Source organism: Tenacibaculum sp. M341 (assembly GCF_004337695.1).
In the GTDB taxonomy this organism is placed as follows: domain Bacteria; phylum Bacteroidota; class Bacteroidia; order Flavobacteriales; family Flavobacteriaceae; genus Polaribacter.
In genome coordinates this window covers 108,542-134,251 of record NZ_SJXJ01000010.1, presented here as the reverse complement: position 1 = coordinate 134,251, position 25,710 = coordinate 108,542, and the positions used below count along the sequence as shown (strand labels likewise).

Below are 25,710 nucleotides of genomic sequence, written 5' to 3'. Positions count from 1 at the left end.
CCATTATTATGTGGTATTTATTTTTTCTTTCTATAAGTCATATTGTCAAGACCTAATTTGGCATTCCTTGCTAAATCATCTCCTCCTACTTTACCTGATGCATCAGGTGCAAAATCAAGTAGATACACCTCTCCTGTATATTGATGAATAGCTAAAGTAAACTCTCCAACAATATTCGAAATTCCATCAACTTTTGGTTTTAGAGCATTTAACCCTCTCAAAGCCGAAGCTTTAGCTTCTGCTGGTAAAAACCTTAACAACCTTTTAAAGTCCATTGAAGTACCCGACCACATCATTGCTGGCTTATATGTTTTATCCATTGGAACATGTTGAATCCAATAACCATTTTGTGGTGCACCTAAACTACCTCCATCTTTTCCACGTAATTCTGTGGGACCATCAGTCATAATCAGTCGAGGAAGAGTTATGTTTAATGAAGATAATGCTTCATATGCTTTAAATTCGCGTTCAATTACCTCTGGAGATGTCTCAAGCCATCCATATTCGCCTCCATTCCAAAAATACTTTTTATCCATACCCCCACCTTGATGTATGAAAGGTCTATCATTTACATCACTAACAGTTGCATCTTCTTCCGCTAAAGGATCACTCCCATGCAATGCAACCCAATCCGCACGAGGCTTTGCATTTGCAATCCCTTGGTGCTTTTTATATTTTCGCTTTGATTCTTTTGGTTTTTCTATTAAAAAATACATCAAATCTTCGTCTTTGGCTGAAAACCATCTAACACCTTCAATCAGGGTATCCCATTTAAAGTAATCTAAATTATCATCATTAATCCATTGCATTTGAGCAATTTCAGCACCTGTATTATTTACCTTTGTTGATTGAGATACCTTTCCAACACTATGGTTACCTCTTAAAGCTCTATCTCCCATTACATCTGCTTCTCTTTCAAGCTTTGAGTCATCATTTACATTCACTCCTCCTTTCATTTGTAAAGTAGGCTTTACCCTTCCTTGTTTCTGTTGTACTACATGCCATGCTTCATGAGCTAAATGTCTTTCTTGCCCAGAAGCTACATGAATATTTGTTCCTTGGGCATAAGCATGAGCTCGTAATTGAGTTGGCTTACTAGAGTTATAATGTACTTTTACATCATCCATAGAATAACCGGATAAATTTTCTATTCCTATCTTTAAATTATCTGGTAAACCTGTTTTATTTTCTTTTTTTTGAATTAAATTATCTTTTCCTGCATAACGACTGTCTACTGAATCTTGGAGCTTCATTTGAGCAACAACCTCTGGTCTATTATTTTGAAATTGAAAAGAAGCCTCATTATTGTTATCCTTTTGATCGTTTGAATAACCTGCTGAAGATTTTTTACTTTCTTCACTTTTCTTAGGATACGTTCTCATAATAATTCCTTGTTTTAATTAATTTGATTAGGAGTATAAGTAAAAATACATATTTTAAGCTTAAAATACTAAACTCAAAATATGTATTTTTAATCCTTAATATACTTCATTGAGGAATATAACACTAAATCTAGTTTACTGGAATTCTATGTATCTGTCCATTAAATTGAACTTCTGTATCATCTAAAGCATTTTGATCAAGTCCGTTATATATAGAAAAAAAGTTTTTTTGATCAATTTCAGATTCTTTTTCTAAAACAAACTCTATTCCTACTAATATATATTCAGACTCGTTTTTATTTCCATAAAAATCATACTGTAATATATTTATTGCAGTTATTTTTTTATCTAAGTTTTTACTTAGTAATTGATTAGCTTTTTCTTTCCATTTTAAAGGCATCTCGTCTCCCATTCCATACCAATCTAATTTCTCAGTTAATTCAAATGAATTTATAGATAAACTAAAATCATCTAATTGATACGCAGTAAATTCTAATCTATCTCCATTGATTTCTAAAACCACAGGTCCATCAGCCAGCCATTCATCTTGGCTAACATTCCACATTAACCAAAATGTATCAATTTTATTTCCTATAAGATTTTTTAAAACTTTCTGAAAATCATTTTTAAAATAACTAGCTTTTCTATAAAACTTAGGATTAAACGATTCTATTCCAAGCATTTTTTTGAAAATTAAACTTAAAAAAGATGATTAAACATCTTTTTCAAAATATAAGTAAATGTAAACAGCTAGTCCAAAACTTGTAGAATCTGTAGATGCTAACTTATATCCTTCTTTGGCATATTCATCTAATTTTTTTTGAATATCTCTTTTTGAATCTTTAGCAATATGATTCTTATCTGTAGTTAATTTTGAATAATAAATTAACGTTTCTACCTTGTATTCTTTCATTTTATATAGTTTTTATGCTATCTCAAATATAAAAGAAAATTAAAATTTACCGCTATTTACATCATTTTCTGGCACAGGTTCAACATTATCCCAGTGTTCAACTACTTTTCCATTTTCAATTCTAAACAAATCTACTTGCGCATAATCTTTATTTATTTTACCATCATTCCAGTTGGCTTTAGACAATGTTGCTACAAAATTCCCTTGCCTTACTGTTAAAACAATCTCTTTATATTTTAAAGGTGCATTTGGCATACTTGCTAACTTTTGAAAATGTTCCAGCCCATCTGTGACATCTTTATTATGCTGAATATAAGTTTCTGTTGAAATATAATTAGACAATTTAGAAGGATCACCTCCTTCCATTAAGGCGTCTTTAAGTAAGTTTTTAACCAATTGTTTGTTTTCCTCTGTCTTATCTAAATCAGTAATTTCAGTAGCTCCATCAATTGAAGTATGTCCAGAAGGTGTTGCATCTGCATATTCAGAAATAACATCCCAATGTTCTATAATTTTATCGTTTTCATCTGTATCAAAAAAATCTGTAGTTACCCATTTAGCTTGTCCATCATTTAAACTTTGATACACATGTAAAAACACATACTGCCCATCAACTAAACTTCTTATAATTTGTATATCTCTTTTCGGATTTCTCTTAATAAAAGGTTCAAAAAACTCAATAAATCCCTATTGTCCGTCTTTTACACCTGTACTATGTTGCGTGTACCTATCTCCAGTGTATTTATTGATTGCCTCATGAATTTTTCCGTCACGAATTCCATCTAAATACAAACCTTTAGCATTCTCAAGTTTTTTACTCATAATATATTTTTACTGATTTACAATTAACTAACCATATAAAAATAAAACTTTTAAGCATTAAACACTCTAAATCAAACCATTGATTTATTGCAGTACGTTGCTTTTTCAAAATCTCTAATATTTATTGAAATTATAGGTACCTCTGGAAACATCATTTTTAGTTCTGAAACAATTTTATCTGATAAACTTTTCTTTTGTTCAACAGAACGTCCTTCCATTATATTGGCAAAAATGTGAATAAAATCATCATCGGTATTACCTACAGTATAATATTCAAATGGATTAATTCTAACTTTAATGTCTCCTTTGGCAAATAACCCTGTAGAATCAGCTGTATCATATACTTTTTGAATGATTTCCTTAGGGCTTTTAATATTGATAATATCTTTAGAACAATCAATTACAAAATGTGGCATTGTTTATCGTTTTTTTCAATTCTTTCTCACACTAAATTTAAGGCTATTTCTTCTATTTTTTTACTAAATATTTCATAAGATTTTAACTTTCTTTTTTCATTTCCCATTCGCCTTTTGTACCAGGATAAAAAACAATTTTACCACTTTTAAAACCAATGCCTTTTTTAAACTTCCAAGTACCTTTAGCTACACCTGTTGATTCGTTTAGTACTCCTTTGTAATAAATCGGTCTATGTGGTTTATCCTCTTCCAATCTTGTTCCATCAGGAAAAACAACTGTACTAACTGGCATTCTTTTAATAAATTTTATTTTTTTGTTTTTTACAGTTCCAGAAAAATGACCAACACCTTTGGTGCCTCCTGTTTTTATATCATCTTTTATTACGCCAGAAATTTTAGCGTTTGTAAAACCTTTTATAGTTAATTCAAAATTGGTTTTTCTATTTTTTAATGATTCATGTACATTTCCTATAAACCAATATGTACCTTTCCATTTTCCTTTCATTATTTAATCACTTTTTGCTTTTCGAGTTCTAAATCTAATGCTTTTTTAAAAGACATTACTGATCTAGAAATATCATCCTCTGTAGTAGCCCAAGAGCATATACTAACACGCATTACCTTTTTACCAAACCATACAGAACCACCTAACCAACATTCTCTTAACCTTTGAATATTACACAAAACATTTGTTGTAATGTCATTCGAATCACATCTTACAACTACTTGATTAAAAACAACATCATTTTCTACATAAAAACCTTCGATTTCTAATATTTCTTTTGCAAACTGTTTAGCTCTTTTATGCATCATTAATATCATTTCATCTATTCCTTTTTTACCAAGATATTTCATTATTGACCATAACTCAATAATTCTTGCTCTTCTAGACATTTCAGGAGTATAAAACATTCCGTCTCTCTCTTCACTTTCAACAATATAACTTCCTGACATATGAAGAGCAGCAATCATTGCTTCTCTATCTGCACATAATACAATTCCACAATCATATGGAGTATTCAATGTTTTATGCCCATCTACAGCCCAAGAAGAAGCATTCTCTATTCCTTTGGTTAAATGTTTTAACTTCTTTACAGCTCCTGCCCATAGACCAAAAGCACCATCAATATGAATCCATGCATTTGCTTTTTTTGCTTTTCTGCAAATAGCTTCAAAATCATCAAAAGCTCCACTATTTACATTACCTGCTTGCAGAATTAAAATACAGCTTTCATCAAGTTCTGGTATTTGTTCTGAAATAATTCTCCCATGGTTATCTACTGGAACCCACTCAATATTTTCTTTTCCTAAGCCTAGGATTCCAATTGCTTTTAAAACTGTTGAATGAGCATGTACCCCAGTAATTACTCTTATTTTTGGAGAGTTTCTGAGTCCTTTTTCATTAACATCCCAATTATTTCTTTGAAGAATACGGTATCTTGCGGCCGCTAAACTACATAAATTAGCAGTTGATGTACCACTTACAAAACCTGCGGAAGTATTACTTGGTAAATTAAACAATTCTATCATCCACTTTTCAACTACAGCTTCTAGTTTGCTTCCTATTGGTGACAGTACATTCATTGCCGGAGCTTGATCCCAAAATGTACCTAATTTTTTCGCTGCCAATCCTACAGGTACAGCACTTCCAGTCACAAATCCAAAATACCTACCTCCTAATGTTGCTGTTGTAGTTGGACTTCCATAAAAATTTAACTGCTTTAATACTTCTTCTGCGCTAGTAGACTCAACAGATAGTTCTTCTTCAAATACAGACAAATTCTTAATTGCTTCATCTGTAGGATATACATTTCTATCAAAAACACTCTCTAAATATTCAAATGAATACTCTTGTACTTGATTAAATATTTTTTTGTTTCTAATTTCTTGAAACATTTTATCTTGAATTTCACTCATTTTATTTAGTTTGAGAATAAACATTCATAAAGAAGAATTAAAAACAAATTATAATTTCAAACTATTCATTTGATTTTTAAATTCCATCTTTTAGCTTCTTATTTCTTTAAAAATACAACTATTCAATATTTTATAACCAATCATTATTTAATATTAAACCAAATGTTTTATATTGTTAAAAAATGAAGAAACCATGAACATTGCGGCACAAATAATTATCGGAATAATAGCGTTATTACACTTGTACTTTTTATACTTTGAAATGTTTGCTTGGGAAACTAGAGGTAGAAAAGTATTTAAAAATTTTCCAAGTGATTTATTTCCTAAAACCAAAACACTTGCTGCTAATCAAGGTTTATATAACGGCTTCTTAGCTGCTGGTTTGTTATGGACTTTTTTTATTGACAATATAGAATGGAAAATTAATATTGCTTATTTTTTTCTAGGATGTGTTGCTGTTGCTGGTATTTATGGAGCTATGACTGCTAGTAAAAAAATATTTATTGTTCAGGCTTTACCTGCAATTATTGCCTTAATTTTAATCGTTATTTTTTAATTGTACGCAAACCTCTTTTTATAATGTAAGCGGTTTCTTTTGTCGATGATTCTTTTTCCCAACGATTACAGACTGATAATACCCAATCTGGCTGTGATTTACTTGCATCATTTAGCCAGTTAGCAACTGAATCTCTGACATATTTTGAATCGTCTGATTTTAATGGTTCAAGTAAACTAATACCTTTTGCTGGATTCTCTTGAAATTCAGCTATTTTTTTAGTCCATACACCAACTGGTCGTAATGACTCTACAGCAAATCTTCTTATATTTTCGTCTTCATTTAATGTCCACTTTGACAAAATTGCGATAGCTGTATCCAAATCTTCAATCATTCTCTCTTTAGTAGCAAAAACAACTACTTCTCTAATTCCAAAATGAGCATCAGCAGCATATTGTTGCATTACTTCTAATAACTCTGATAACTCATCATAATGTAAACTTTCTGCCCAACACGCCCAACATCTTACTACATCTGAAATATGACTTTTTAATTTCTGATATATCTCAGTATCCTTTGTTTTAATACCAAAAGTTTGACCAATAATTTTAGTTATTGTATTTGCGGTAGGCTTCTTTTCAGAAGTTATAGCATTCTCAAAATCAATTAACCAATCTTCTTTATTTATTTCTTTTAATACTAATTTTAATAACACTAACTGATCAACAGCTAACCATTCCATTAAATTTTTAGTTTCAATTAAACCTTTATTTAAATAATCTAAAACTTCTGGATCAAGATTTTTTAAGCTTCTTGGACCTTTTCTTGTTAAAATATGTGCTGGAATCATTTTTTTTATCAATTATCAATTATCAATTATCAATTATCAAAGCTATTTCTCTTACTGTTATATTCCAATTATTTATCACTTTTTTATTTAAAAAATGTCTGAGATTTAAAACTATTCGTTTCAAACCTCAGACATTTACTTTATATTTTATTTAATTAAATAATTGGCATATTAATATCTACGATTAACTGATCTGATGGAGTTTCTGTAGGATCATTTAAATACATTTCTACAGGATAACCTTTTTTATTTTTCTTAAATTCTTTATTTCGTTCCATCATCATTACAGCCGACCAAGCATTTCCTAAATGATCGTATTTACCTTTATGACGAACTGTTTCCATGTTTGATTTAGGCAAACTAGCATAAAAAAAGTTTTCTGGTAAGTTTTCTGGTTTTTCTTTCACCGGAACACCTGCAACATACACCACTTTATCTTTTACCACATTAAATTTCTGATATTCAGAAAAAGGGACTCCTACAGTTTCAACATTATTGTCTTTTAAATACGTATGAAGCGCTGTAAAATCTTTTTCCATTGCTTTATCCATTTTAGAAAAAGCAGTATCTGTTTTTATTCCTATATAATTACAACCTTCAAAGTTTGTTTTTCCAACAAACTCAATCTCACTATGAATTTTTCCTTCTTCTATTTCTTCTTTCAACATCTTTAGACCACGATCATAATCCATACCAATATAGGTTTCCATTGATTTTTTCATCCAAAACATAAAAAAAGGCAACGAACTATCCATCAACCATTTTACTTCTGTACCTCCTTCAACATCTGTAAGCTTAAAATTAACTTTTGCTTTCGATTTCCATGGTTTTAAAAAAGTTAAATCATAATCAATTTCACTATCATACTCTTTCAACACTGTCATCTCTCCTACTCCTACTCGCTTTCCTTCCCATTTATAATATTTACCATCTTCTTGGTAATCTAATTTAGCTTCTGGTTCACAAATTAACCATGGAGACCAATTTTTCCAATTATGAAAATCTGATAAAAAGGTTTTGATTTTTTCTTTAGGCGCATTGATAGTAATGCTTTTAGAAACGTTCATTTTTGGCATAACAGTATAAGTTTGATTTCTATAAATTTATGAAAATCAAACCAATAAACAACAAACAATTAATGATTGACTAGCAGCTTTTTAATTTTGAATACCTTAAAAATGATAAGTTCTCATATGTCTTTTACATCTAATAACTGTAAATTAAACACCAAACTGTGTTAAATGATGATCTAAATGTTTATAAAACAAATTATTCCACTCGTTCTTAGTTAACTTACCAAAAGAATGAGATTCTTTTCCATCGAAATAACTTTCTCCTAATTCTTGTGTTTTTAAAAGGTAGTCTATTAGCTTCTTTTTTTCTTCTTCAAAATTACGCTCATCAGTAATTAAAAATTGTGGAGCTGTTTTACCATTTTTTGGATATGGTTTTTCAGATACTACTGCCTTTTTTATAAAGCTTTTAAGTATGAACTTTAAAAACATATTAGGTTTGGCATGTTTATCTGTATAAACTCCTTCGTAAGCCACAGAACAATGAGCCATCATTTGTGCTACATTCATTTTCCCCCAAGTTGGTTGAGTTTGAGAAGTAAGGCTGTTTATTCTATCAATAACTTCGTTAGTAACTTCTTTGGTAAAAATGTTTTTCATAATTGTTAGGAGGTTTTATTAATGTAAAATTCTGAAAATTAATTCTTTTAAAATATCTTCATTTGATTGATTTGCTCCTACACCTTTACTTTTTACATCTGCATCACGTAACAAACCTATTATTTGTGATACTTTTCTCATGGGATAATTTCTTGCTGCTGATACATAATCATCAACAAAATACGGATTTACTCCTAAAGCTCTTGCTACTGAAGCTTTTGATTTATCTTTTAATCCGTGATAAGATAACAACTGCGTAAAAAAACTATTCAATAAAGATATGGTCATTACCAAAGGATTGTTCTTAGGATTTTGAGCAAAATAATTAATAATTCTATTGGCTTTCACTACATCCTTTCCTCCAACAGCTTTTCTCAACTCAAAATTGTTAAAGTCTTTGGATATCCCTATATTTTCTTCAATATGTGATGGATTGATAATTGTTTCTTTGGGTAATACAGAGGTAAGTTTATTTAACTCATTGCTTATTTTACTTAAATCTGTACCCAAAAACTCTACTAGCATTTGTGCTGCCTTAGGTTCAATATTGAACTTTTTTCCGCTTAAAACTCTACGAATCCAATCTCCAACTTGATTTTCATATAATTTCTTGCTTTCAAAAATTAATCCCTTTTTAGCAATCGCTTTGTATGCTTTTTTACGTTTATCTAGTTTTTTATACTTGTAATTAAACACTAATATGGTAGAAGGCTGTGGATTTTCTGCATAAGTATCTATTTTATCAATCGTTCTACTTAAATCTTGTGCTTCTTTTACAATAATCACCTGATGTTCTGCCATCATAGGAAAGCGTTTTGCTGCTGATACAATTTCATCTATTGACACATCTCTACCATACATTACCACTTGATTAAATCCTTTTTCAGATTCATCTAGAATGTTTTCTTCAATATAATCAGATATTTTATCGATATAGTATGGCTCTTCTCCCATTAAAAAGTAAATAGGCTTTAAATTACCATTCTTAATATCGTCAACAATTTGCTTTACTTCGTTCATTATTGTAGTTACATAATTGAAAGATTTAGTACTTTTGAGCAATGCAACAACTAAATCTACCAACGTATTCTTTCAGGCTCAAAAATAGTGAAAAACATACCCTTATTTTTGATGAATTACGAAAAAAATATCTTGTATTAACTCCTGAAGAATGGGTACGCCAGCATTTTGTTAGATTTTTGATTGATGAAAAAAAATACCCAGTTTCTTTAATAGCTATTGAAAAACAATTAATTATAAACAATCGAAAAAAAAGAACTGATATTTTAATTTTTTCTTCACAAGGCACTCCAAATATAATTGTTGAATGTAAGGCTCCGAGTGTAAAAATAACACAAGACACTTTTGATCAAATTGCTAGATATAATTTAAAGTTAAATGCTAATTTTTTAATTGTTACTAACGGATTAGAACACTACACTTGTATTTTAGATAAAGAAAATGAAACCTACATGTTTTTAAGAGATATTCCTGTTTACGAAAAACAATAACATAAAAATAACCCCCATAAATAAAAAGAAATTCTTTTTACCTACAGGGTTTAGCAAAAATACAATGTCAGATTAAAAAAGATTTTTATCTAGGATATTTCGTTTCGGTATTATCAAAATTTTTAATTTTATATGATACACATTCGTTTTTGTTATCTCCTGTATGCGGTATATGAATTTGTTTGTTAACGTTAAAAAAACTGATTTTAGGGCTATTAAACACATTCATTTTACACATTTTATTTCTTGCTATAAAAATATCTTCAGATCGTTCACTTTCTATTATTCTATTGCTTTTTCCTTGAGTAGTAGCTCCTCCTATACCAGCAAAAACATTTCCTAATATTTTTATGTGTTTACTCCCATCTCTAAAAAGTTGACTTTGACTAGAGCCCATAAAAATTAGCGGTTTACCTGATGCTGTTGTGTTACAATAAAAGCGATTATCTGTAATATCTACTCCAGAGGTAGTGTCTTCAATATGAATAGCATTTTGTTTTTGCTCATTTCCAGCCTCAAAAGTATTATCATGAATAATCACATTGGCAACTTGTGCCAATGCGATTCCCCCACCAAAATCATCTTTAAAAATACAACCTTCAATAATCATATTATTCATGTTGGTTACGACACTATCATTATTAGCGGGTTCATTACCGCAATCAATAGAGATTGCGAATTTCTCATTTCCTGATATTGGTTTTTTATCATCAAACACACTGTTCTTAATTTCTATTTAACGCATGCTTGACACATTATCTTTTGACCATACTCTATTAAATTCTATACCTCTAAACGTAATTGACTTTGTGAAATGACAATCTATAATTTTCAACCCTCCAAAGTTTCTATTTGAAAAAATTGCCCACTTGGCATCTATAAATTTAACTCCGTGAAACTCTACAAACTCTTTATTTATATGTACTGCCTTAGAAGAATTATTTCCTGCGTTAATCGTTAAGTTTTTAAATTTAATATTTGTAGTACTGCATACTATAAATAAAGAAGCATCTGGATTACTCTTAGAACCTGTTCTTTGATATATTGAAGTACCATGTTTTCGGTTTCCAATAATGGTTACTGCTTTATTAATTTCAAATTTCCCATCAATATTATAAGGTCCTTCTCCTAATTTTATAACGTCTCCTGCAGTAAAATTACGGTCGTTTAAAATTGAGTTAAATGCTTCTTTAAAACCTAATCTTAAATTCCTCATTCTAACATCAATATTCCATTCTCTTACATTTCTGGCATTTCTTTCTGGTTTAACTGTACTCTGAGTTGTAATTACCACACCTGAACCTGTTATTTCTGTATCTAAATATTCATTATCTATACAACTTGCTAACACCAATAAAATGGTTAACATTAAAAATGTAATTAATTCTGTGTGTTTAATTTTCATTATTTATAGTTTTATATTTGGCACTTTTAAATTACACTATCTAAACTTTTACAGAACCTATAACAAGTTAAAAAAGATGTTTTTAAGTTAAACAACCTCATGTTTTAACTTATATCATACAAAAAAAGAATAGATGTTAATTTCACAGAAAACTCCATAAAAATTAATAAATCTTTACATATCTAAATCAATTTATTAATGTAAGTTTGCCAACTTGAAAACAGCAATTGTCATATTAAATTGGAATGGTAAGCAGTTATTAGAACAATTTTTACCATCAATCGTGAATTTTAATTCCGATGAAGCAGAAATTTATGTAGCAGATAATGCCTCTACAGATGATTCTATTGAATTTGTTAAACGTAATTTTCCAACAGTAAAAATTGTAGTTAACAAAACTAATGGAGGCTATGCAAAAGGATATAATGATGCGCTACAACATATAAAAGCCGACATTTATTGTTTGATAAATTCTGATATAGAAGTTACTGAAAATTGGCTTCCTCCTATTCTTAAAGTTTTTAAAGAAAACGAAAACACGGCAATTATTCAACCTAAATTACTAGATTACAAAAACAAATCTAAATTTGAATACGCAGGTGCTGGTGGTGGTTTTGTTGATTTTTTAGGTTATCCATATTGTAGAGGACGTCTTTTTAATAACCTGGAGGAAGATAAAGGTCAGTTTAATGACATCGCAGATATTTTTTGGGCTTCTGGGGCTTGTTTTTTTATAAGAAGTGCTGTTTTTCATAATTTAGGTGGTTTCGATGAAGATTATTTTGCACATCAAGAAGAAATAGATTTGTGTTGGAGAACTCAAAATGAAGGATACGATGTACAGTATGTTGGTACTTCTACCGTTTATCATGTTGGTGGTGCTACATTACAAGAATCTAATCCTCAAAAAACATACTTAAACTTTAGAAATAGTCTTTTTACTATTTTAAAAAATGTACCCAGAAAACATGTTTTCTTAATTATTTTTATTCGACTTATTTTAGATGGTGTAGCCGGTATTAAATTTGCTGTAGAATTACGCCCCATTCATACATGGTCTATTCTTAAAGCTCACTTTAGTTTTTATAAAAACTTAATACCATTTATAAAGAAAAGAAGGCAATTACAACGTAAGTATAACTACAGTATTCACACGTCTATAGTTTGGCAGCATTTTGTATTACAACGCAAAAACTTTAAAAATTTGCTGTAAACACAATAAATCCGAAAAAACATTACAAGCTCTTTTTCAATAAATTAACTTTAAGGAGATGATTTTTTCTTAACAAAAAGTTAAAAAAATGAAAAAAAATTTCTACATTACTGTAAAAATTTAACATTATGACAATGTTACCCCCGTCAAAAGGCAGACTTTTAATAGCCGAACCATCTATTTTAAATGACGACTCTTTTAAAAGAGCCATCATATTATTGACAGAGCATACAGATAAAACTTCAGTAGGTTTTATACTAAACAGACCCTTACAATATGTATTGGAAGATTTGATTCCTGATATTGATTGTGACTTCACAATTTATCAAGGAGGTCCTGTTGAACAAGATAATTTATATTTCATACATAGAGTTCCTCATTTACTGAAAGACAGTATTGAAGTAGCCAAAGGCTTATATTGGGGCGGTAATTTTAGCGAACTAAGAGAATTATTGAAAAATAAATCTATTAGTCCTGATGATATTCGCTTTTTCTTAGGATACTCTGGTTGGGCTTCAAATCAATTAGAAAGTGAATTAAAAACACATTCTTGGTTTATTTCTGAAAATGATTTTAATAATATTTTATCAGAAGAAGAAGAATGTATATGGAAAAATAAGCTGTTACAAAAAGGTGGAGAATATAAAATATGGGCTAATGCACCAGCTGATATTCGAATGAATTAAAAATTAAATTCTCCAAGGTGGGTTTATTCTATTTTCACCAGCATAAAAAATAATTAACTGGTTCCCATCAGTATCCTTTAGTCTGGCTTCTCTCCATAACCAGCTTTTATCATTAGGTAGTTCATCAAATGTTATTCCTTTTTCAATTAATTCATTTACATATGAATCTATGTTTTTGTTTTCAAAATAAACATAAACTCCATCTCCTTTTGGAAGTTCATCTACTAAATGTATTGAAAAAGTTGACTCTCCTTCTGGGCATTTAAAACGAGCGTAATGAGGCAAAGCTTCTACTATTAATTCTAAACCTAATGTTTTGTAAAAATCTATAGATTTAGAAATATCAATTGAAGGAACTGTTATTTGGTTTAAATTCATTTTAATTGTGCTAATTATTAAAGATCAATAAATATATATGCAAGTGAAAATAATTAAAATAAATCTTAAAACAATAGAAAATAAAGTATGTAATCTTTTATGCTTTAGCTAGTAAAAGTCAACACGGCTAAATTTTTACTTATTTTACTGGCTATATCAACTTTAAATTCTTTTTTTCTGTAATTTGTAACTGACTGAATACCTTTAATTGCATTTGTAATAAACACTTCATCTGCTTTTTGAATTTCGAAAGGAGAAATTGTAGTTTCCTCAATAGAATAATCCTCATTTTTCTCAAGAATTTCAATTACTTTCTTTCTGATAATTCCTTTGATACAGCCCTCAGAAATAGCAGGTGTTTTAATTGTAGTACCCTTAACAATAAAAATATTACCATTAATAGCTTCTACTACACCTTTCCTCTCATTTAACAACACACAGTTATCCAAATCATTTTCTTCAGCAAAAACAGCAGCTAAAGTATTTAACATTCTGTTTGTTGTTTTTACTGTTGATAGTAATCCTGAATAATTGTAAAAATCTTTAAATAAATCTATTCGGTATTCACTTTTACTTGATGAAGCTTTTAATTCTTTGGCTTCAATCAAATAATCTACTTCATTAGTATTAGGTTTGTATAAACCACCATCCTTTCGATATACATTTAATCTAATTCTTATTTCTGAACTTTCAGAAGTAGTTATAGTTTTCTGTATTTCTTCTTCAAGAAACTCAAGCGTAAACTCCATCGGAATTTTCATTCTTAGCATTCTCATAGAAGCCATCAACCTAAAATAATGATCTTCCCAAAAAATTACTTTCTTATTTACTACCTTAATTGTTTCAAAAATACCATCACCATATTTAAACGCTCTGTTTTCGACTCCTAAATTAAGTAATGAATCTTCAATTAAATTTCCGTTGTAGTTTACAATCATCAATAAAAAAATTTTGATTGCAAAATTACTAAATAAAAAAAGTACAAAAACAAAAAACTCGGACTAAAGCCGAGTTTTTATTTTTAATGTTGTATAATTTTAAGCACCTATAAGATGTCTTAACTCATCTATTTGATTCTCCCAAAGCATCTTAGCCTCATCAGCAGCGTCTTCATCATCTGCAAAATCAGTAATAATTAACGATACATCCTTTGTTAATGGATCTACTTGAATTCTAAATTCAAAATAACTATCATCTCCCTCACTTTCAGTCCATTTAAACTTTATTCGCTCGTCTGCCTTTTTACTTAATATAGTAGCTTCTTCTTCACTATCGTCCCAAAAAAAACTAATTAACTTACCTCTTGAATTTACTTTATCAGCAAACCACTCTTCTAAACCAGAAGGTGTTGCAAAGTATTGGTATAATAACGCCGGGGATGCGTGTACGGGAATTTCTAACTCGAATTTAACTTTACTCATTTACATTTAGTTTGTTCCACAATATATATAAATATTCTTTTTAAAAAAAATTACAAAAAAATATTGTTCAATTAAAAAAAAGTTATATATTTGCACCCGCAAATGGCGAGGTAGCTCAGTTGGTTAGAGCGCAGGATTCATAACCCTGAGGTCGGCAGTTCAAATCTGCTCTTCGCTACAAAAGCCCAGAATAGTCCATTCTGGGCTTTTTATTTATATCTAATTTTATAATTAAATTCGCTACTTGTAAAACAACTTTCTTTATACTTTGGAAAAATCTATCACATATCAAACGACAAATACTTATGAAACTTTAAATGAATATTCTCAAAAAACTAAAAATGTTTGGTTGGTTTTTCATGGAATAGGGTATTTGAGTCGTTTCTTTATTCGTCATTTTTCCAAACTACCATCAGATGAAAACTATATAATCTGTCCTCAAGCTCCTTCTAAATATTACAAAGACGCTAATTATAAACGTGTTGGAGCTTCATGGTTAACTAAAGAGAATACAATTACAGAAACACAAAATGTTCTCAATTATATTGACACTATTATTAGCAATGAACAAATTGATTTCGATACTGTAAATTTCATCGTTTTAGGCTATTCTCAGGGCGTAAGTATCGCTACTAGATGGTTGGCATTACGTAAACAATTTTCGAGCAAATTAATTATGGTTTCTGGAGTTTTTCCTAAAGAATTAAACAAAGAAGATTTTAATCATTTACCAGATTTAAAAACAATACATAGCGTTGGTTTAAATGATGAAATTTTTGATCCTAAAAATGTAAAAAAACAAGAAGACAGAATTCTATCTTATTTTCCTAATACACAATTTATAAATCATAATGGAGGACATATTTTTGAATCTGATTTATTAAATGAATATTTATCTGCTTAATTAAATAAATTAAAACCAAAATTTTATATGCAAAGGAATTAACTTTACTCCTATAATTATTTTTGGAGGTATCTTCATATTTATTATCATATTCGCCATTTGATATATACATTCTGCAATAAAAGATAAATGAAAAAACACAAATACTTTATTATTTCCATTATCCTGATATTAACTTCTATATTTCGTATTATTTATGTTTTTAATCTTAGTAGTTGTAGACATGGATGCATACCTATAATCGGTTTTATTATTTTTCTTACAGGTATAATTTTCTTGATTTTTAGTATTATAAATCATTATACCAAACAAAAAAACAATTAGTATTAACAAACCTTTCATTGATTTAATTCATAAACCTTTATATAATCTACAATAAAATCTTGTGGAAAAATACTGTCATCTACTTCTGGTCCACCAAAATTACCTCCAATAGCTACGTTTAATATCAAGTAAAAAGGTTTATTATAAGGCCAATTTTTATCATTTTTCTCTTGTGGCGCATACGTATACACTTTTTTAGCATCTATAAAAAACTCTATAGCAGCTTCAGTCCATACCATTTTATAAACATGAAAACCTTCTTCAATATTTTTTATATTGGTCTTTTTAGAATGTACTGTATTTCCAAAACTAGAGGGATTGTGCAACGAAGTGTAAATAACATGTGGATTTTTCCCCACATATTCCATAATGTCAATCTCTCCACAAGCAGGCCAAGTATTCGTATCAATATCATTTCCTAACATCCAAATAGCTGGCCATAAACCATAACCTTTAGGAAGTTTTGCTTTTACCTCAACCACTCCATACTTAAATTCAATTTTATCTTTGGTATGTATTTTTCCTGAAAAGTATAAACTATCTTTTTTAGAAGTTCTTATCATCAAACTTCCCTCTTTCAGAATCACATTTTTCTTTGAATACAACTGACGTTCATTATTTCCCCAACCACATAAATTAGGACAACCATCTCCTTCATCATAATTCCATATACTTGTGTTTAATGAACCTTCATTAAAATCTTCATTTAAAATAAATCTAGACTCTGTTTTACAACTAAAGTAAAACAAGCTTATAGCTACTAGTATAATTTGATATCTGTTTCTCATTTTTAATCTTTAAATTAAAAGATATTAGCAAATAAATAACTGAATACTATGTGATAAAAAAGAGACCAATAACATAACGTTACTAGCCTCTCATCGTACTAATTCAGATATTCCGAATTATAAATTATTGAAATACTCTTACGTAATCTATTTCCATTGTATTTTCTGTAAAACTACTATCAATAGCTCCACCAAGAGTTCCTCCCATTGCAACATTTAAAATCATAAAGAAATTCTCATTAAATGGTAAAGATGCATTATTTGCAAGTCTGTAATACTCAACATCATCTAAATAAATCTTAATAAACTCATCATTCCACTCTAAAGTATATTTATGAAATTCAGAAGTCGCGTTTGTAATTGATGTAGTTAATCCAAAATCTGCTTTGGTACTACTAGCTGCATCTAACCAGTGACAAGTTGCTAAGATGGTATTTTTATCAGCTCCTGTTTGTTCCATAATATCTATTTCACCACTTTGAGGCCAACCAACGGTAGAAAAATTAGCTCCTAACATCCAAATAGCAGGCCAAGTACCAGCATCCGCTGGTAATTTTGCTCTAACTTCTACTCTACCATATTTAAAGTCGTATAAACCTTCCGTTTTTATACGCGCTGATGTAAAAGCACTTCCTAAATAATTTTCTCTTTTAGCCGTAATAACTAAATTACCTCCTTCAACTTTTACATTTTCTGGTCTATCTGTGTAATACTGCACCTCGTTATTTCCCCAACCATTTGTTCCTGTACCAATATCATAAGTCCATTTTGTTGCATCTGGCGCACCATCAACGGTAAAATCATCTTCCCAAACTAAATTATTAAACTCATAAGTAACACCTGTTTGAGGATCTGCCGATGTTATTACAAACCACCAATCAAATTCATTGTTTCCATCTGTTATTCGTAAAGTTAACTCATTCGGATTTTGTCTATCAAATATTTCATATGTGTGATTTGCTATATAATACCCAATAAAACCAACTCCTGTTAGCTCTAATGTTTCAACACCTCCAGGAGCAATTAAACTCCAACTTTCGGTATAATCATTATAAGAATAATTTAAAATATCAGCCCCATCTGCTGTACCTCCTGATCCTCCTGAACTAGCTAATTCATCTATCAATCCACTTCTACCAAAAATATCACCTCCCGTAGTGTGTTCAAAAGTTCCATCTGAGTGAAAGATAAAACGATCATCATACATTCCAACGCCACTTTTGTCGTTTGCAGGTGCACTAAAAAACTCTCCAAAAAAAGTTCCATCTACAGGACCTAAACCAAAATGTGTATTTGCTTCAGCTTTTATTCTAAATGTTTTTGAAGAAGCAGCCATAGGATCTGCTGGATTAAAACCAAATAATTTCGTTTTTAAGTCATCTGGAGCTTCATAAACAGCTAATACATCTACCTGAATGGTTTGACTAGAAGATGCACCTCCTGTACCAAAAGCAACCACCGTAACTGTATAAGTATTTACTCCTAAAGTACTAAATGTATACGTTTTTTTTCCGGATATTTCTGTTGATTCTGATCCGTTAAATATAAATTTATACGACAAAGCATTATCTGCTTCTGCAGTAAAATTTACAACTCCACTTCCATCTCCATTAGGATTGGTTGCATCTTGACCAACAATGTCTGCTGTAATTTGAATATTTGAAGGAGCTACAATGCTTCCAAATTCAAATTCATTCTCTTTACAACTTGTTAATTGTAAAACCGCAATCGTCATTACAATTAGTATGATTATTTTTTTCATCTGATTTAATATTTTTTCGTTAAACATCTCATTAGATATTTATACTTTTAATTACTGTTTTACCATTTTGTACTGCCAAAACGTACCAGAACCTGCCTCTATATACACATCCATTTGCGTATTACTATTAGACAAAGTCACATTATAAGTTATAGAGCTTGGCACCGTATCACCCGCTCCTAACTCACCAGCATTGTATGTCTTTGGTAATCCTAAATAAGCACCTGCTCCGTTAATAGTTAAAGTACCTGCAGTAGCATCGTATACATAATTTGCGGTTGCTGATCCATCGTGAGGAGCTACAGGAGTACCACAAGTATCACCTCCACCTTGCCAACCTTCAATCCAAGTATCACTTCCTAACATATTTTGAAAAGAACCATCTCCATTAAATACATACTGATCATCATAAAAACATGCTCTATCTGTTACACAAGTTGCATCACAATTCCACCAACTTGTATCTCCAACAGCTGGTCCTACACCTAAAGCTCCAGCTTCATTAGCAATTACCCAAGTACCTTGTAAAGGAGACGTCTCTTGCTCTTTCACAAACTTAAATTGCCAAAAAACTCCTGAACCCGTTCCTGTTTCAATGTACACATCCATTTCTGTATCATTATTTGAAAATGTAACATTGTAAGTTCTAGAACTCGGCACAGTTGATCCTGCTCCTAACTCCCCTTCATTTGTTGCTTTTGGTAAACCTAAATAAGAACCTACTCCATTAATTGTAAGTAAACCAGCTGCTTCGTTATAAACAAAACTTCCTGGTGTAGCTCCATCATGAGGAGCTACAGGAGCTCCACAAGCATCACCTCCACCTTGCCATCCTTCTATCCAAGTATCGCTTCCTAAAACATTTTCAAAAGAACCATCTGATTTAAAAATATAAGTATCGTCATAAAAACATGCTCTTGCTGTTACACAAGTAGCATCGCAATTAAACCAACTGACATCACCAACAGCTGGTCCTACACCTAAAGCTCCTGGCTGATTCGCTAATTTCCAAGTTCCTAAAATACTTTCAGGAATTACAGTTGGCGACTTCCAGAAGTAAATGTTATCAATAAAAACTGTACCCGAAGCCCATGGTGTACCTACAAACTTTAATTGTAAAATTTCTGTAACTGTTAAACCTTGTGCTGTGTAATCTGAAATAGGAATATCAATACTAGTCCAATCTCCCTGAGTTAAATCACTATTTACAGGCTTTTCTGTTGTAACTCCTCCTGAAACATTGATCAATGAAGTTTCTAAAACAGTGACATCTTTTGTCCATACATCTAAATGTAAAAATTCCATACCACTAACATCTTGCGCTGCTCCAAACTGAATTCCTTGATAACTCAAATTGATATATTGAAGCATAGTATCTCCATTTAAATCAAACTCTGTCCAACTACTTCCTTGTCCACCTTGTCCCCAATCAGGAAACGTATCTGTTCCCATCACATTTGTATAAGCACTTCCATATATAGAAATAACGTCTGAGGCATTTCTATTAGGAGGAGTTGGCGCAGATGCAATTGGTTGTAAAATTTCTGTTACTTCAAAAGTTTCCATGTATTCAGCAGTTTGTATAGCTGCTCCTTTTGCCACAACCTTTACATCATACATTCCTGGATTTTGATATTGATATGAAATAGGATCTCCAATATTAGCTGTTGCCACAGGTTGTGTAACCCCTGCTTCACCTGAATAAAATTCATACACAGTAGCAAAATCTGCTGTTGCTACAATGTCTACTTGTTTACTTACAGATGCGTTGTTAGAAATAGTAACCATTAAGTTTTCTGGCGCTTTAAACGATACTACTAACTCTTGAGTAGCTTCAGCTTTATCTCCAGCTATATTATACGCTTCTATAGTTATTGTGTAAGTACCTTCTGCGTACATATGTTGCAAACTCTCACCTACTTTTAAAGAAACTGGATCTGATGTACCGTCTCCTAAAAAAACTTTAAACTCAGTTGCTCCGTCTGCTGTAGGAGTTATGGTTACCAACCCTGTATTGTCTTGTGATATATCATAAGTAGCTGCAATATTAGCAGGTGCAGTAATAGCATCAACAAAAGAAAGATCTCTACTATTATCCTCACACGCAAATATTATGATAGCAACTATTAATAATCTATAAATATATTTCATCTTCTTTGTTTTTTATTAATATCCTGTATTCTGTTCCCATCTATTTCCTGCTAACTCAATTTCAATTCTTGGTAATGGAAATACACTATTTTTAGCTTCATACCCAGGTATTGTTGCTGTATTCGCTGTTCTTACCTGATCAAAGAAACGATGTCCTTCTCCTGCTAATTCTAATCTTCTTTCATTATAAATATCATCTGTTAAAGTTGTGCCTGATGAAGTTATATCTCTACTTGTATCTGATACATTAAATGCTCTTCTTCTAACTCTGTTTACATAATCTCTGGCAATTGCATCGTTTATTCCACCGCGATTGTAAGCTTCAGCAGCCATTAATAGTACATCTGAAAATCGTATTGCTCTGTAATTATTACTATGCGTTAAATGTGGATCTGAAGCATTTCCTTCTGCATATGGAATGTATTTTTTATTGAAATACCCATTATGATCATGCCCAGTTGCAAATGTGATATCTGTTCCTGTTACAAAAGCATTGATATCTAAAAAAGTAGCATCTCTTCTAGTATCACCTGTTTCGTACGCATTCACAATGGCTAAAGTTGGAATATTAAAACTAAATCCATCAGAATAAGGTGCGTAATTCCCTCCTGTAAATCTTGGTCCCATAAAACCTACCGCAATATTTCCTTCAACACATACAAAACAATCAAAACTTGCTCCTTCTTGACCGAAATATTGTACTTCAAAAACTGATTCTGAATTATTCTCATTTAGATTTGAAAAAATAGACTCAAAATTACTTAACAATGTGTACTGACCTGAATTGATAACTTGATCTAATGTTTGAGCTGCCTGTGAAAATTTTTCTTGGTATAAATAAATTTTACCTAATAATGCTAAGGCTGCTCCTTTAGTTGCTCTCCCTTCTTGAGCTTGCATCCATGGCAGTACTGCCGCAACTTCTATTAAATCTTTCTCTAACTGAGTATACACTTGCTCTTTTGTAGATTTATCAATTGTTTGCGATTCTGCTACACTAATTCTTTTATCTAAGTACATTGGTACGTCTCCAAAAAACTTAACCAATTCAAAATAATAGTAAGCTCTTAAAAATTTGGTTTCCGCAAGAACTTGTGGTTTTCTATCAAAATCTGTTTTATTCTGAAATTCCAAAATATAATTAGCTCTACTAATACCTGCATACATCCATTTAAACACATCTCTTACTGCCCCGTTGTCTGGATTGTGAGACATATCATCTATTTGTTGCCAATCTAAAACATCTGTTGGGTTTTCTCCACCACATAAACTATTGTCAGATGCTATTTCTCCTAAAATATTATTTAAATAAGTGGTCGATAATAAATCATATACACCTATTAATGCGCTTTCATAATCGTCTGCTGAATTGAAAAAGTTTTCAGTATTCTCTTGTCCTTTTGGATCTATATCAACAAAATCATCACAACCAAATACGACAAAAACGAATGTTACTAATATTATTTTTATTGCTTTTTTCATGACTTACTTAATTAAAATGATACTTTGATTCCTGTGATAAACATTCTTGCCTGCGGATACTGCCCTAAATCTACCCCAGCTCCAATAGGACTTTGATTAGAGATATCAGGATCATATCCTCTATACTTTGTAAATGTGTATATATTGTTAGCCGCTACATAAATTCTACAAGTACTAATACCTTTAATTTGAGTATCATCTAAAGTATACCCTAATTGTACATTTTGAATTCTGAAAAAAGAACCATCTTCAACATAAAAAGAAGAAAATAGTTGATTATTTGCAGCATTTGTTGAAGCTCTTGGAATTTCATTTGAAGTTCCAGGACCAGTCCATCTACCATTGTAAAGTGATAGTTTATTACTATAAGTTATAAAACGCTCATAACCTCTAACGATTTCGTTACCAAATGAAGCATAAAAAGAAGCTCCAAAATCAAACTTATTTACATTTAAATTAAATCCTCCTCCCATGGTAAAATCAGGAATAGGATCTCCTAAAGATGTAAAATCATTATCGCTACCAAATTCTATATACCCATTACCATCTACATCCACATATTTTAAATCTCCAGGAGCTGCACCTGGTTGATATTCATCTAAATTTCCATCTCCATCTCTATCTACTGCTAAAGCATCTATTTCTGCCTGTGTTTGAAAAACTCCATCAGTTTGCAATCCGTAAAACACACCTAAAGGCAATCCAGTTTGCATCCTTGATGGTTGCTGATTTAAACCAAATAAACCACCAGATATAAATCCTGCTTGATTATTAACTTCTAATACATTGTTATTTATTGTAGTTAGGTTATAATCTAACCTTAAAGAAATATCGTCTGTAAATTCATGGGTATAGTTAATTCCAAATTCAAAACCTGTATTTTCAACTGTACCTGCATTTGCAAAAGGATTTCCACTTCCTCCTGCTGCTGAACCAGTTAAACTTGACGCTTCAATAACTAATAATAAATCTTCTGTACGCTTATCAAAATAATCAAAAGTTACATTTAAATTATTATCAAAGAAACCTACATCTAGCCCTAAATTTGTTTGAAAATTCGTTTCCCATTGTAAATCTGGATTAGATAATACTCCAATAGCATTACCAAATGATAAAATGTCTGCGAAAGGATATGTTGCCTCACCGTTTGTTCCTTGTAAATTACCAATCCACCTAAAAGATCCTATTTTATCATTACCTGTTATACCCCAACTTCCTCTTAATTTTAAATTAGAAAAAAGTAAGCCATTTATAAAATCTTCGTTATGAATAACCCAAGCTCCAGAAAAAGATGGGAAATATCCAACTCTGTTATTAGGACCAAATCGGGTAGATACATCTCTACGAACCATTGCTGACACAATATATTTTTCTCTGTAATCGTATTGTAATCTTCCAAAAAGTGAAGTATATCTATCTTCAACATCAAAATTTTGTGCACTAGCGTTTGGTATATCTCTAATATCATTAACACCATTTGCATCATCATCTATAATAGAAGGTTGCGTATTGAATAAAAAGGCATTATCCCAAGATTCATTTCCTAACAAAAACCCTGAACCAAAATTAGCTTTACTCTGCTCGCTTGTAATAGAAAGCCCTAACATTGTTTGAAAATTATGATCTCCATCATTAAAACTAAAATCATAATTGATGAAATTTTCAAAAATATATGAGAAAAAGTTTTGAGAATTTTCATTTACTCTACTATACACATCTCTATCTCCATCATTATTTCTATCTAAATTAAACAAACCAGAAACTGGATCTAACTGAACTGTATTTACTACCTTATTTTGCCCATAGTAAGCCAGCGGTTGATACTGTCTAAATACCACATCAGAATAGTTATAGTTGAATCGAGAAGTTGCTTTTAAACTTTCTAAAATATCATACTCTAACTCAAGTTTACCTGTAAACCTATTGACTTTAGTTTTGTTGTAAGTGTTGTTGATTACTGCAAACGGATTTACAATTTCATTTCCTTGTTCTGTACCTATGTATGAAAAACCTCTTGAAGGTCCAGTACCATCGGTACCATCAAAAATTGAAGTTAATGGCGATGCATTTGTTGCATAATATAAAATAGAACCTCTACCCCCTTCCGGAATTGTTCTTAAACTATTGTTTGTATATAGTAATAAAGTATTTAATCGTAATTTTTCTGTTAAGTCTAAACCTAAATTACTCTTCACTGTCCATCTTGAAAAATTCGATTTATCAGGTGCTATAATTCCTTTCTGATCTAAAAAAGAACCACTAATATTAAACGTATATTTTTCACCTCCACCGGTAGCTCCAATATAATGATTAATCATTGGAGAAGTTTCAAAAAGTTGTTGCTGCCAATCTGTTTCAGATGTAATATTTTGTAATTGATAAGGAATTGCTCCTCCATCTGCTGATACTGTTTCATTAACTAAAGCTGCATACTCTAAACCTTTTAATAGATCTAATCTTTTAGTAGTTTCTTGTAAAGTTAAAGACGAACTATAAGTAAATCTTGTTTTAGTGTCTTTATTACCAGATTTTGTAGTTATTAAAATAACACCGTTTGCACCTCGTACTCCATAAATAGCAGTACTAGCATCTTTAATAATGTCTATTTTTTCAATATCATTTGGATCAATAATACTTAAATCAGGACCAATTTGTACACCATCTACAATTACCAAAGGAGAATTATCACCGTTAGTAGTAATACCTCTAATTCTAATATTGTAAGCCGACCCAGGTGATCCAGAGTTTGAAGAAACTTGAACCCCAGCAGTTCTTCCTTGTAAAGCTTGCTCTACACGCAAAGGATTGTTCTTTACAATTTCTTTAGGCTCTAAACTCGAGTAAGAACCAGATACTAATTCCCTTCTTTTTTCCCCATAACCAATAATTACAATTTCATTTAAAAAACTTTCTTCAGTATCTATTTCTAACTCTACATCAATTGTTGAACTTCTTACAACAACATCTTTCGTTAAGTAACCAACGTAACTAAATTGAAGTACTTTTCCTATAGCTGCTTTAACAGCATAAGTACCATCAAAATCTGTTTCAGCTACAACGGATGTGCCTTGAAGTAAAATAAACGCACCAGGAACTGGTTCTCTAGTTTCTCGGTCTAAAACCGTACCCGTGACTTCTATTTCTTGGGCATGGGCTATAAATAAAATGAATAACAAATTAAATAGTGTAAGTAGTTTTCTCATATAGAACTATTTA

Annotated in this window: 27 protein-coding genes and 1 tRNA gene; 6 read left to right on the top strand and 22 right to left on the bottom strand. The window is 30.8% G+C overall.

Translation table 11 applies throughout. The annotated features are described in order from the left end of the window. Positions 1-17: 17 nt before the first annotated feature. From EYW44_RS13210 to EYW44_RS13180, 8 genes are all read right to left on the bottom strand, one after another. Entirely contained in the window at positions 18-1,382 is a 1,365-nt protein-coding gene (locus EYW44_RS13210; protein WP_132724136.1) for an eCIS core domain-containing protein, read from the bottom strand. A 130-nt stretch (positions 1,383-1,512) separates the two neighbouring features. After that, on the bottom strand, positions 1,513-2,064 hold the full coding sequence (locus EYW44_RS13205) for a hypothetical protein (RefSeq protein ID WP_132724135.1): 552 nt from the start codon (positions 2,062-2,064) through the stop codon (positions 1,513-1,515). A gap of 30 nt (positions 2,065-2,094) precedes the next feature. Next, positions 2,095-2,295 carry a DUF4177 domain-containing protein gene (locus tag EYW44_RS13200; RefSeq protein WP_132724134.1) on the bottom strand — a complete coding sequence of 67 codons (201 nt, stop codon included), beginning with the start codon at positions 2,293-2,295 and terminating at the stop codon, positions 2,095-2,097. Between the two features lie 39 nt (positions 2,296-2,334). Further along, positions 2,335-2,883 carry a nuclear transport factor 2 family protein gene (locus tag EYW44_RS13195; RefSeq protein ID WP_207893790.1) on the bottom strand — a complete coding sequence of 183 codons (549 nt, stop codon included), beginning with the start codon at positions 2,881-2,883 and terminating at the stop codon, positions 2,335-2,337. A gap of 99 nt (positions 2,884-2,982) precedes the next feature. After that, positions 2,983-3,117, bottom strand: a complete 135-nt coding sequence (locus EYW44_RS22710) for a hypothetical protein (protein WP_256369376.1) — start codon at positions 3,115-3,117, stop codon at positions 2,983-2,985. A 71-nt stretch (positions 3,118-3,188) separates the two neighbouring features. Beyond that, positions 3,189-3,533, bottom strand: coding sequence for a 5-carboxymethyl-2-hydroxymuconate Delta-isomerase (locus EYW44_RS13190; protein ID WP_132724133.1), 345 nt, complete (start codon positions 3,531-3,533; stop codon positions 3,189-3,191). Positions 3,534-3,615: 82 nt separating this feature from the next. After that, on the bottom strand, positions 3,616-4,038 hold the full coding sequence (locus EYW44_RS13185) for a hypothetical protein (RefSeq protein ID WP_132724132.1): 423 nt from the start codon (positions 4,036-4,038) through the stop codon (positions 3,616-3,618). Further along, on the bottom strand, positions 4,038-5,450 hold the full coding sequence (locus EYW44_RS13180; RefSeq protein WP_132724131.1) for a pyridoxal phosphate-dependent decarboxylase family protein: 1,413 nt from the start codon (positions 5,448-5,450) through the stop codon (positions 4,038-4,040). Before EYW44_RS13180 ends, EYW44_RS13185 begins: the two co-directional genes overlap by 1 nt. A gap of 193 nt (positions 5,451-5,643) precedes the next feature. On the opposite strand from EYW44_RS13180, the gene EYW44_RS13175 reads away from it, so the two are divergent. Beyond that, the gene (locus EYW44_RS13175; RefSeq protein WP_132724130.1) at positions 5,644-6,006 is read left to right on the top strand and encodes a DUF1304 domain-containing protein; all 363 of its coding nucleotides are present in this window, start codon (positions 5,644-5,646) and stop codon (positions 6,004-6,006) included. On the opposite strand, the gene EYW44_RS13170 is transcribed toward EYW44_RS13175, so the two are convergent. The 4 genes from EYW44_RS13170 to holA all read right to left on the bottom strand — a co-directional run bounded on the left by EYW44_RS13170 (position 5,996) and on the right by holA (position 9,489). Continuing rightward, positions 5,996-6,796, bottom strand: coding sequence for a DNA alkylation repair protein (locus EYW44_RS13170; RefSeq protein ID WP_132724129.1), 801 nt, complete (start codon positions 6,794-6,796; stop codon positions 5,996-5,998). The two genes, EYW44_RS13175 and EYW44_RS13170, sit on opposite strands and share 11 nt — an antisense overlap. Positions 6,797-6,951: 155 nt before the next feature. Then, positions 6,952-7,872, bottom strand: a complete 921-nt coding sequence (locus EYW44_RS13165) for an SRPBCC family protein (protein ID WP_132724128.1) — start codon at positions 7,870-7,872, stop codon at positions 6,952-6,954. A gap of 144 nt (positions 7,873-8,016) precedes the next feature. Then, the gene (locus EYW44_RS13160) at positions 8,017-8,469 is read right to left on the bottom strand and encodes a DUF1569 domain-containing protein (RefSeq protein WP_132724127.1); all 453 of its coding nucleotides are present in this window, start codon (positions 8,467-8,469) and stop codon (positions 8,017-8,019) included. Between the two features lie 18 nt (positions 8,470-8,487). Beyond that, positions 8,488-9,489 (bottom strand): DNA polymerase III subunit delta, encoded by a 1,002-nt coding sequence (holA, locus tag EYW44_RS13155; RefSeq protein ID WP_132724126.1) that lies wholly within the window; start codon positions 9,487-9,489, stop codon positions 8,488-8,490. Positions 9,490-9,530: 41 nt separating this feature from the next. On the opposite strand from holA, the gene EYW44_RS13150 reads away from it, so the two are divergent. Beyond that, entirely contained in the window at positions 9,531-9,980 is a 450-nt protein-coding gene (locus EYW44_RS13150) for a type I restriction enzyme HsdR N-terminal domain-containing protein (RefSeq protein ID WP_132724125.1), read from the top strand. An 85-nt stretch (positions 9,981-10,065) separates the two neighbouring features. Here the strand turns inward: EYW44_RS13150 and EYW44_RS13145 are convergent, their stop codons facing one another. Then, on the bottom strand, positions 10,066-10,698 hold the full coding sequence (locus EYW44_RS13145; protein WP_132724124.1) for a NosD domain-containing protein: 633 nt from the start codon (positions 10,696-10,698) through the stop codon (positions 10,066-10,068). A gap of 18 nt (positions 10,699-10,716) precedes the next feature. Beyond that, entirely contained in the window at positions 10,717-11,385 is a 669-nt protein-coding gene (locus tag EYW44_RS13140; protein ID WP_132724123.1) for a hypothetical protein, read from the bottom strand. Between the two features lie 214 nt (positions 11,386-11,599). Between EYW44_RS13140 and EYW44_RS13135 the strand changes: the two genes are divergently transcribed. Next, positions 11,600-12,598, top strand: coding sequence for a glycosyltransferase family 2 protein (locus EYW44_RS13135; protein WP_132724122.1), 999 nt, complete (start codon positions 11,600-11,602; stop codon positions 12,596-12,598). 128 nt (positions 12,599-12,726) lie between these two features. Beyond that, positions 12,727-13,284, top strand: a complete 558-nt coding sequence (locus EYW44_RS13130) for a YqgE/AlgH family protein (RefSeq protein ID WP_132724121.1) — start codon at positions 12,727-12,729, stop codon at positions 13,282-13,284. Between the two features lie 3 nt (positions 13,285-13,287). Here the strand turns inward: EYW44_RS13130 and EYW44_RS13125 are convergent, their stop codons facing one another. From EYW44_RS13125 to EYW44_RS13115, 3 genes are all read right to left on the bottom strand, one after another. Continuing rightward, a complete protein-coding gene (locus tag EYW44_RS13125) occupies positions 13,288-13,662 on the bottom strand; it encodes a VOC family protein (RefSeq protein WP_132724120.1) in 375 nt (124 codons plus the stop codon). 104 nt (positions 13,663-13,766) lie between these two features. Beyond that, on the bottom strand, positions 13,767-14,600 hold the full coding sequence (locus tag EYW44_RS13120) for an aminotransferase class IV (protein ID WP_373681068.1): 834 nt from the start codon (positions 14,598-14,600) through the stop codon (positions 13,767-13,769). 99 nt (positions 14,601-14,699) lie between these two features. Next, positions 14,700-15,083 carry an START-like domain-containing protein gene (locus EYW44_RS13115; protein ID WP_132724119.1) on the bottom strand — a complete coding sequence of 128 codons (384 nt, stop codon included), beginning with the start codon at positions 15,081-15,083 and terminating at the stop codon, positions 14,700-14,702. Between the two features lie 104 nt (positions 15,084-15,187). On the opposite strand from EYW44_RS13115, the gene EYW44_RS13110 reads away from it, so the two are divergent. Together EYW44_RS13110 and EYW44_RS13105 are read left to right on the top strand one after the other, a co-directional pair. Further along, a tRNA-Met gene (locus EYW44_RS13110) sits at positions 15,188-15,261 on the top strand. A 90-nt stretch (positions 15,262-15,351) separates the two neighbouring features. Next, complete coding sequence (locus EYW44_RS13105; RefSeq protein WP_132724118.1) at positions 15,352-15,987, top strand: alpha/beta hydrolase; 636 nt, start codon at positions 15,352-15,354, stop codon at positions 15,985-15,987. 338 nt (positions 15,988-16,325) lie between these two features. Here EYW44_RS13105 and EYW44_RS13100 read toward each other — a convergent pair whose 3' ends face one another. The 5 genes from EYW44_RS13100 to EYW44_RS13080 all read right to left on the bottom strand — a co-directional run bounded on the left by EYW44_RS13100 (position 16,326) and on the right by EYW44_RS13080 (position 25,697). Continuing rightward, the gene (locus EYW44_RS13100) at positions 16,326-17,099 is read right to left on the bottom strand and encodes a glycoside hydrolase family 16 protein (protein ID WP_132724117.1); all 774 of its coding nucleotides are present in this window, start codon (positions 17,097-17,099) and stop codon (positions 16,326-16,328) included. A gap of 124 nt (positions 17,100-17,223) precedes the next feature. Continuing rightward, complete coding sequence (locus EYW44_RS13095; protein WP_165872222.1) at positions 17,224-18,861, bottom strand: glycoside hydrolase family 16 protein; 1,638 nt, start codon at positions 18,859-18,861, stop codon at positions 17,224-17,226. A gap of 51 nt (positions 18,862-18,912) precedes the next feature. After that, positions 18,913-21,012, bottom strand: a complete 2,100-nt coding sequence (locus EYW44_RS13090; protein ID WP_132724115.1) for a hypothetical protein — start codon at positions 21,010-21,012, stop codon at positions 18,913-18,915. A gap of 15 nt (positions 21,013-21,027) precedes the next feature. After that, positions 21,028-22,494, bottom strand: a complete 1,467-nt coding sequence (locus EYW44_RS13085) for a RagB/SusD family nutrient uptake outer membrane protein (RefSeq protein ID WP_132724114.1) — start codon at positions 22,492-22,494, stop codon at positions 21,028-21,030. 11 nt (positions 22,495-22,505) lie between these two features. Further along, positions 22,506-25,697, bottom strand: a complete 3,192-nt coding sequence (locus EYW44_RS13080; RefSeq protein ID WP_132724113.1) for a SusC/RagA family TonB-linked outer membrane protein — start codon at positions 25,695-25,697, stop codon at positions 22,506-22,508. Positions 25,698-25,710: the final 13 nt, after the last annotated feature.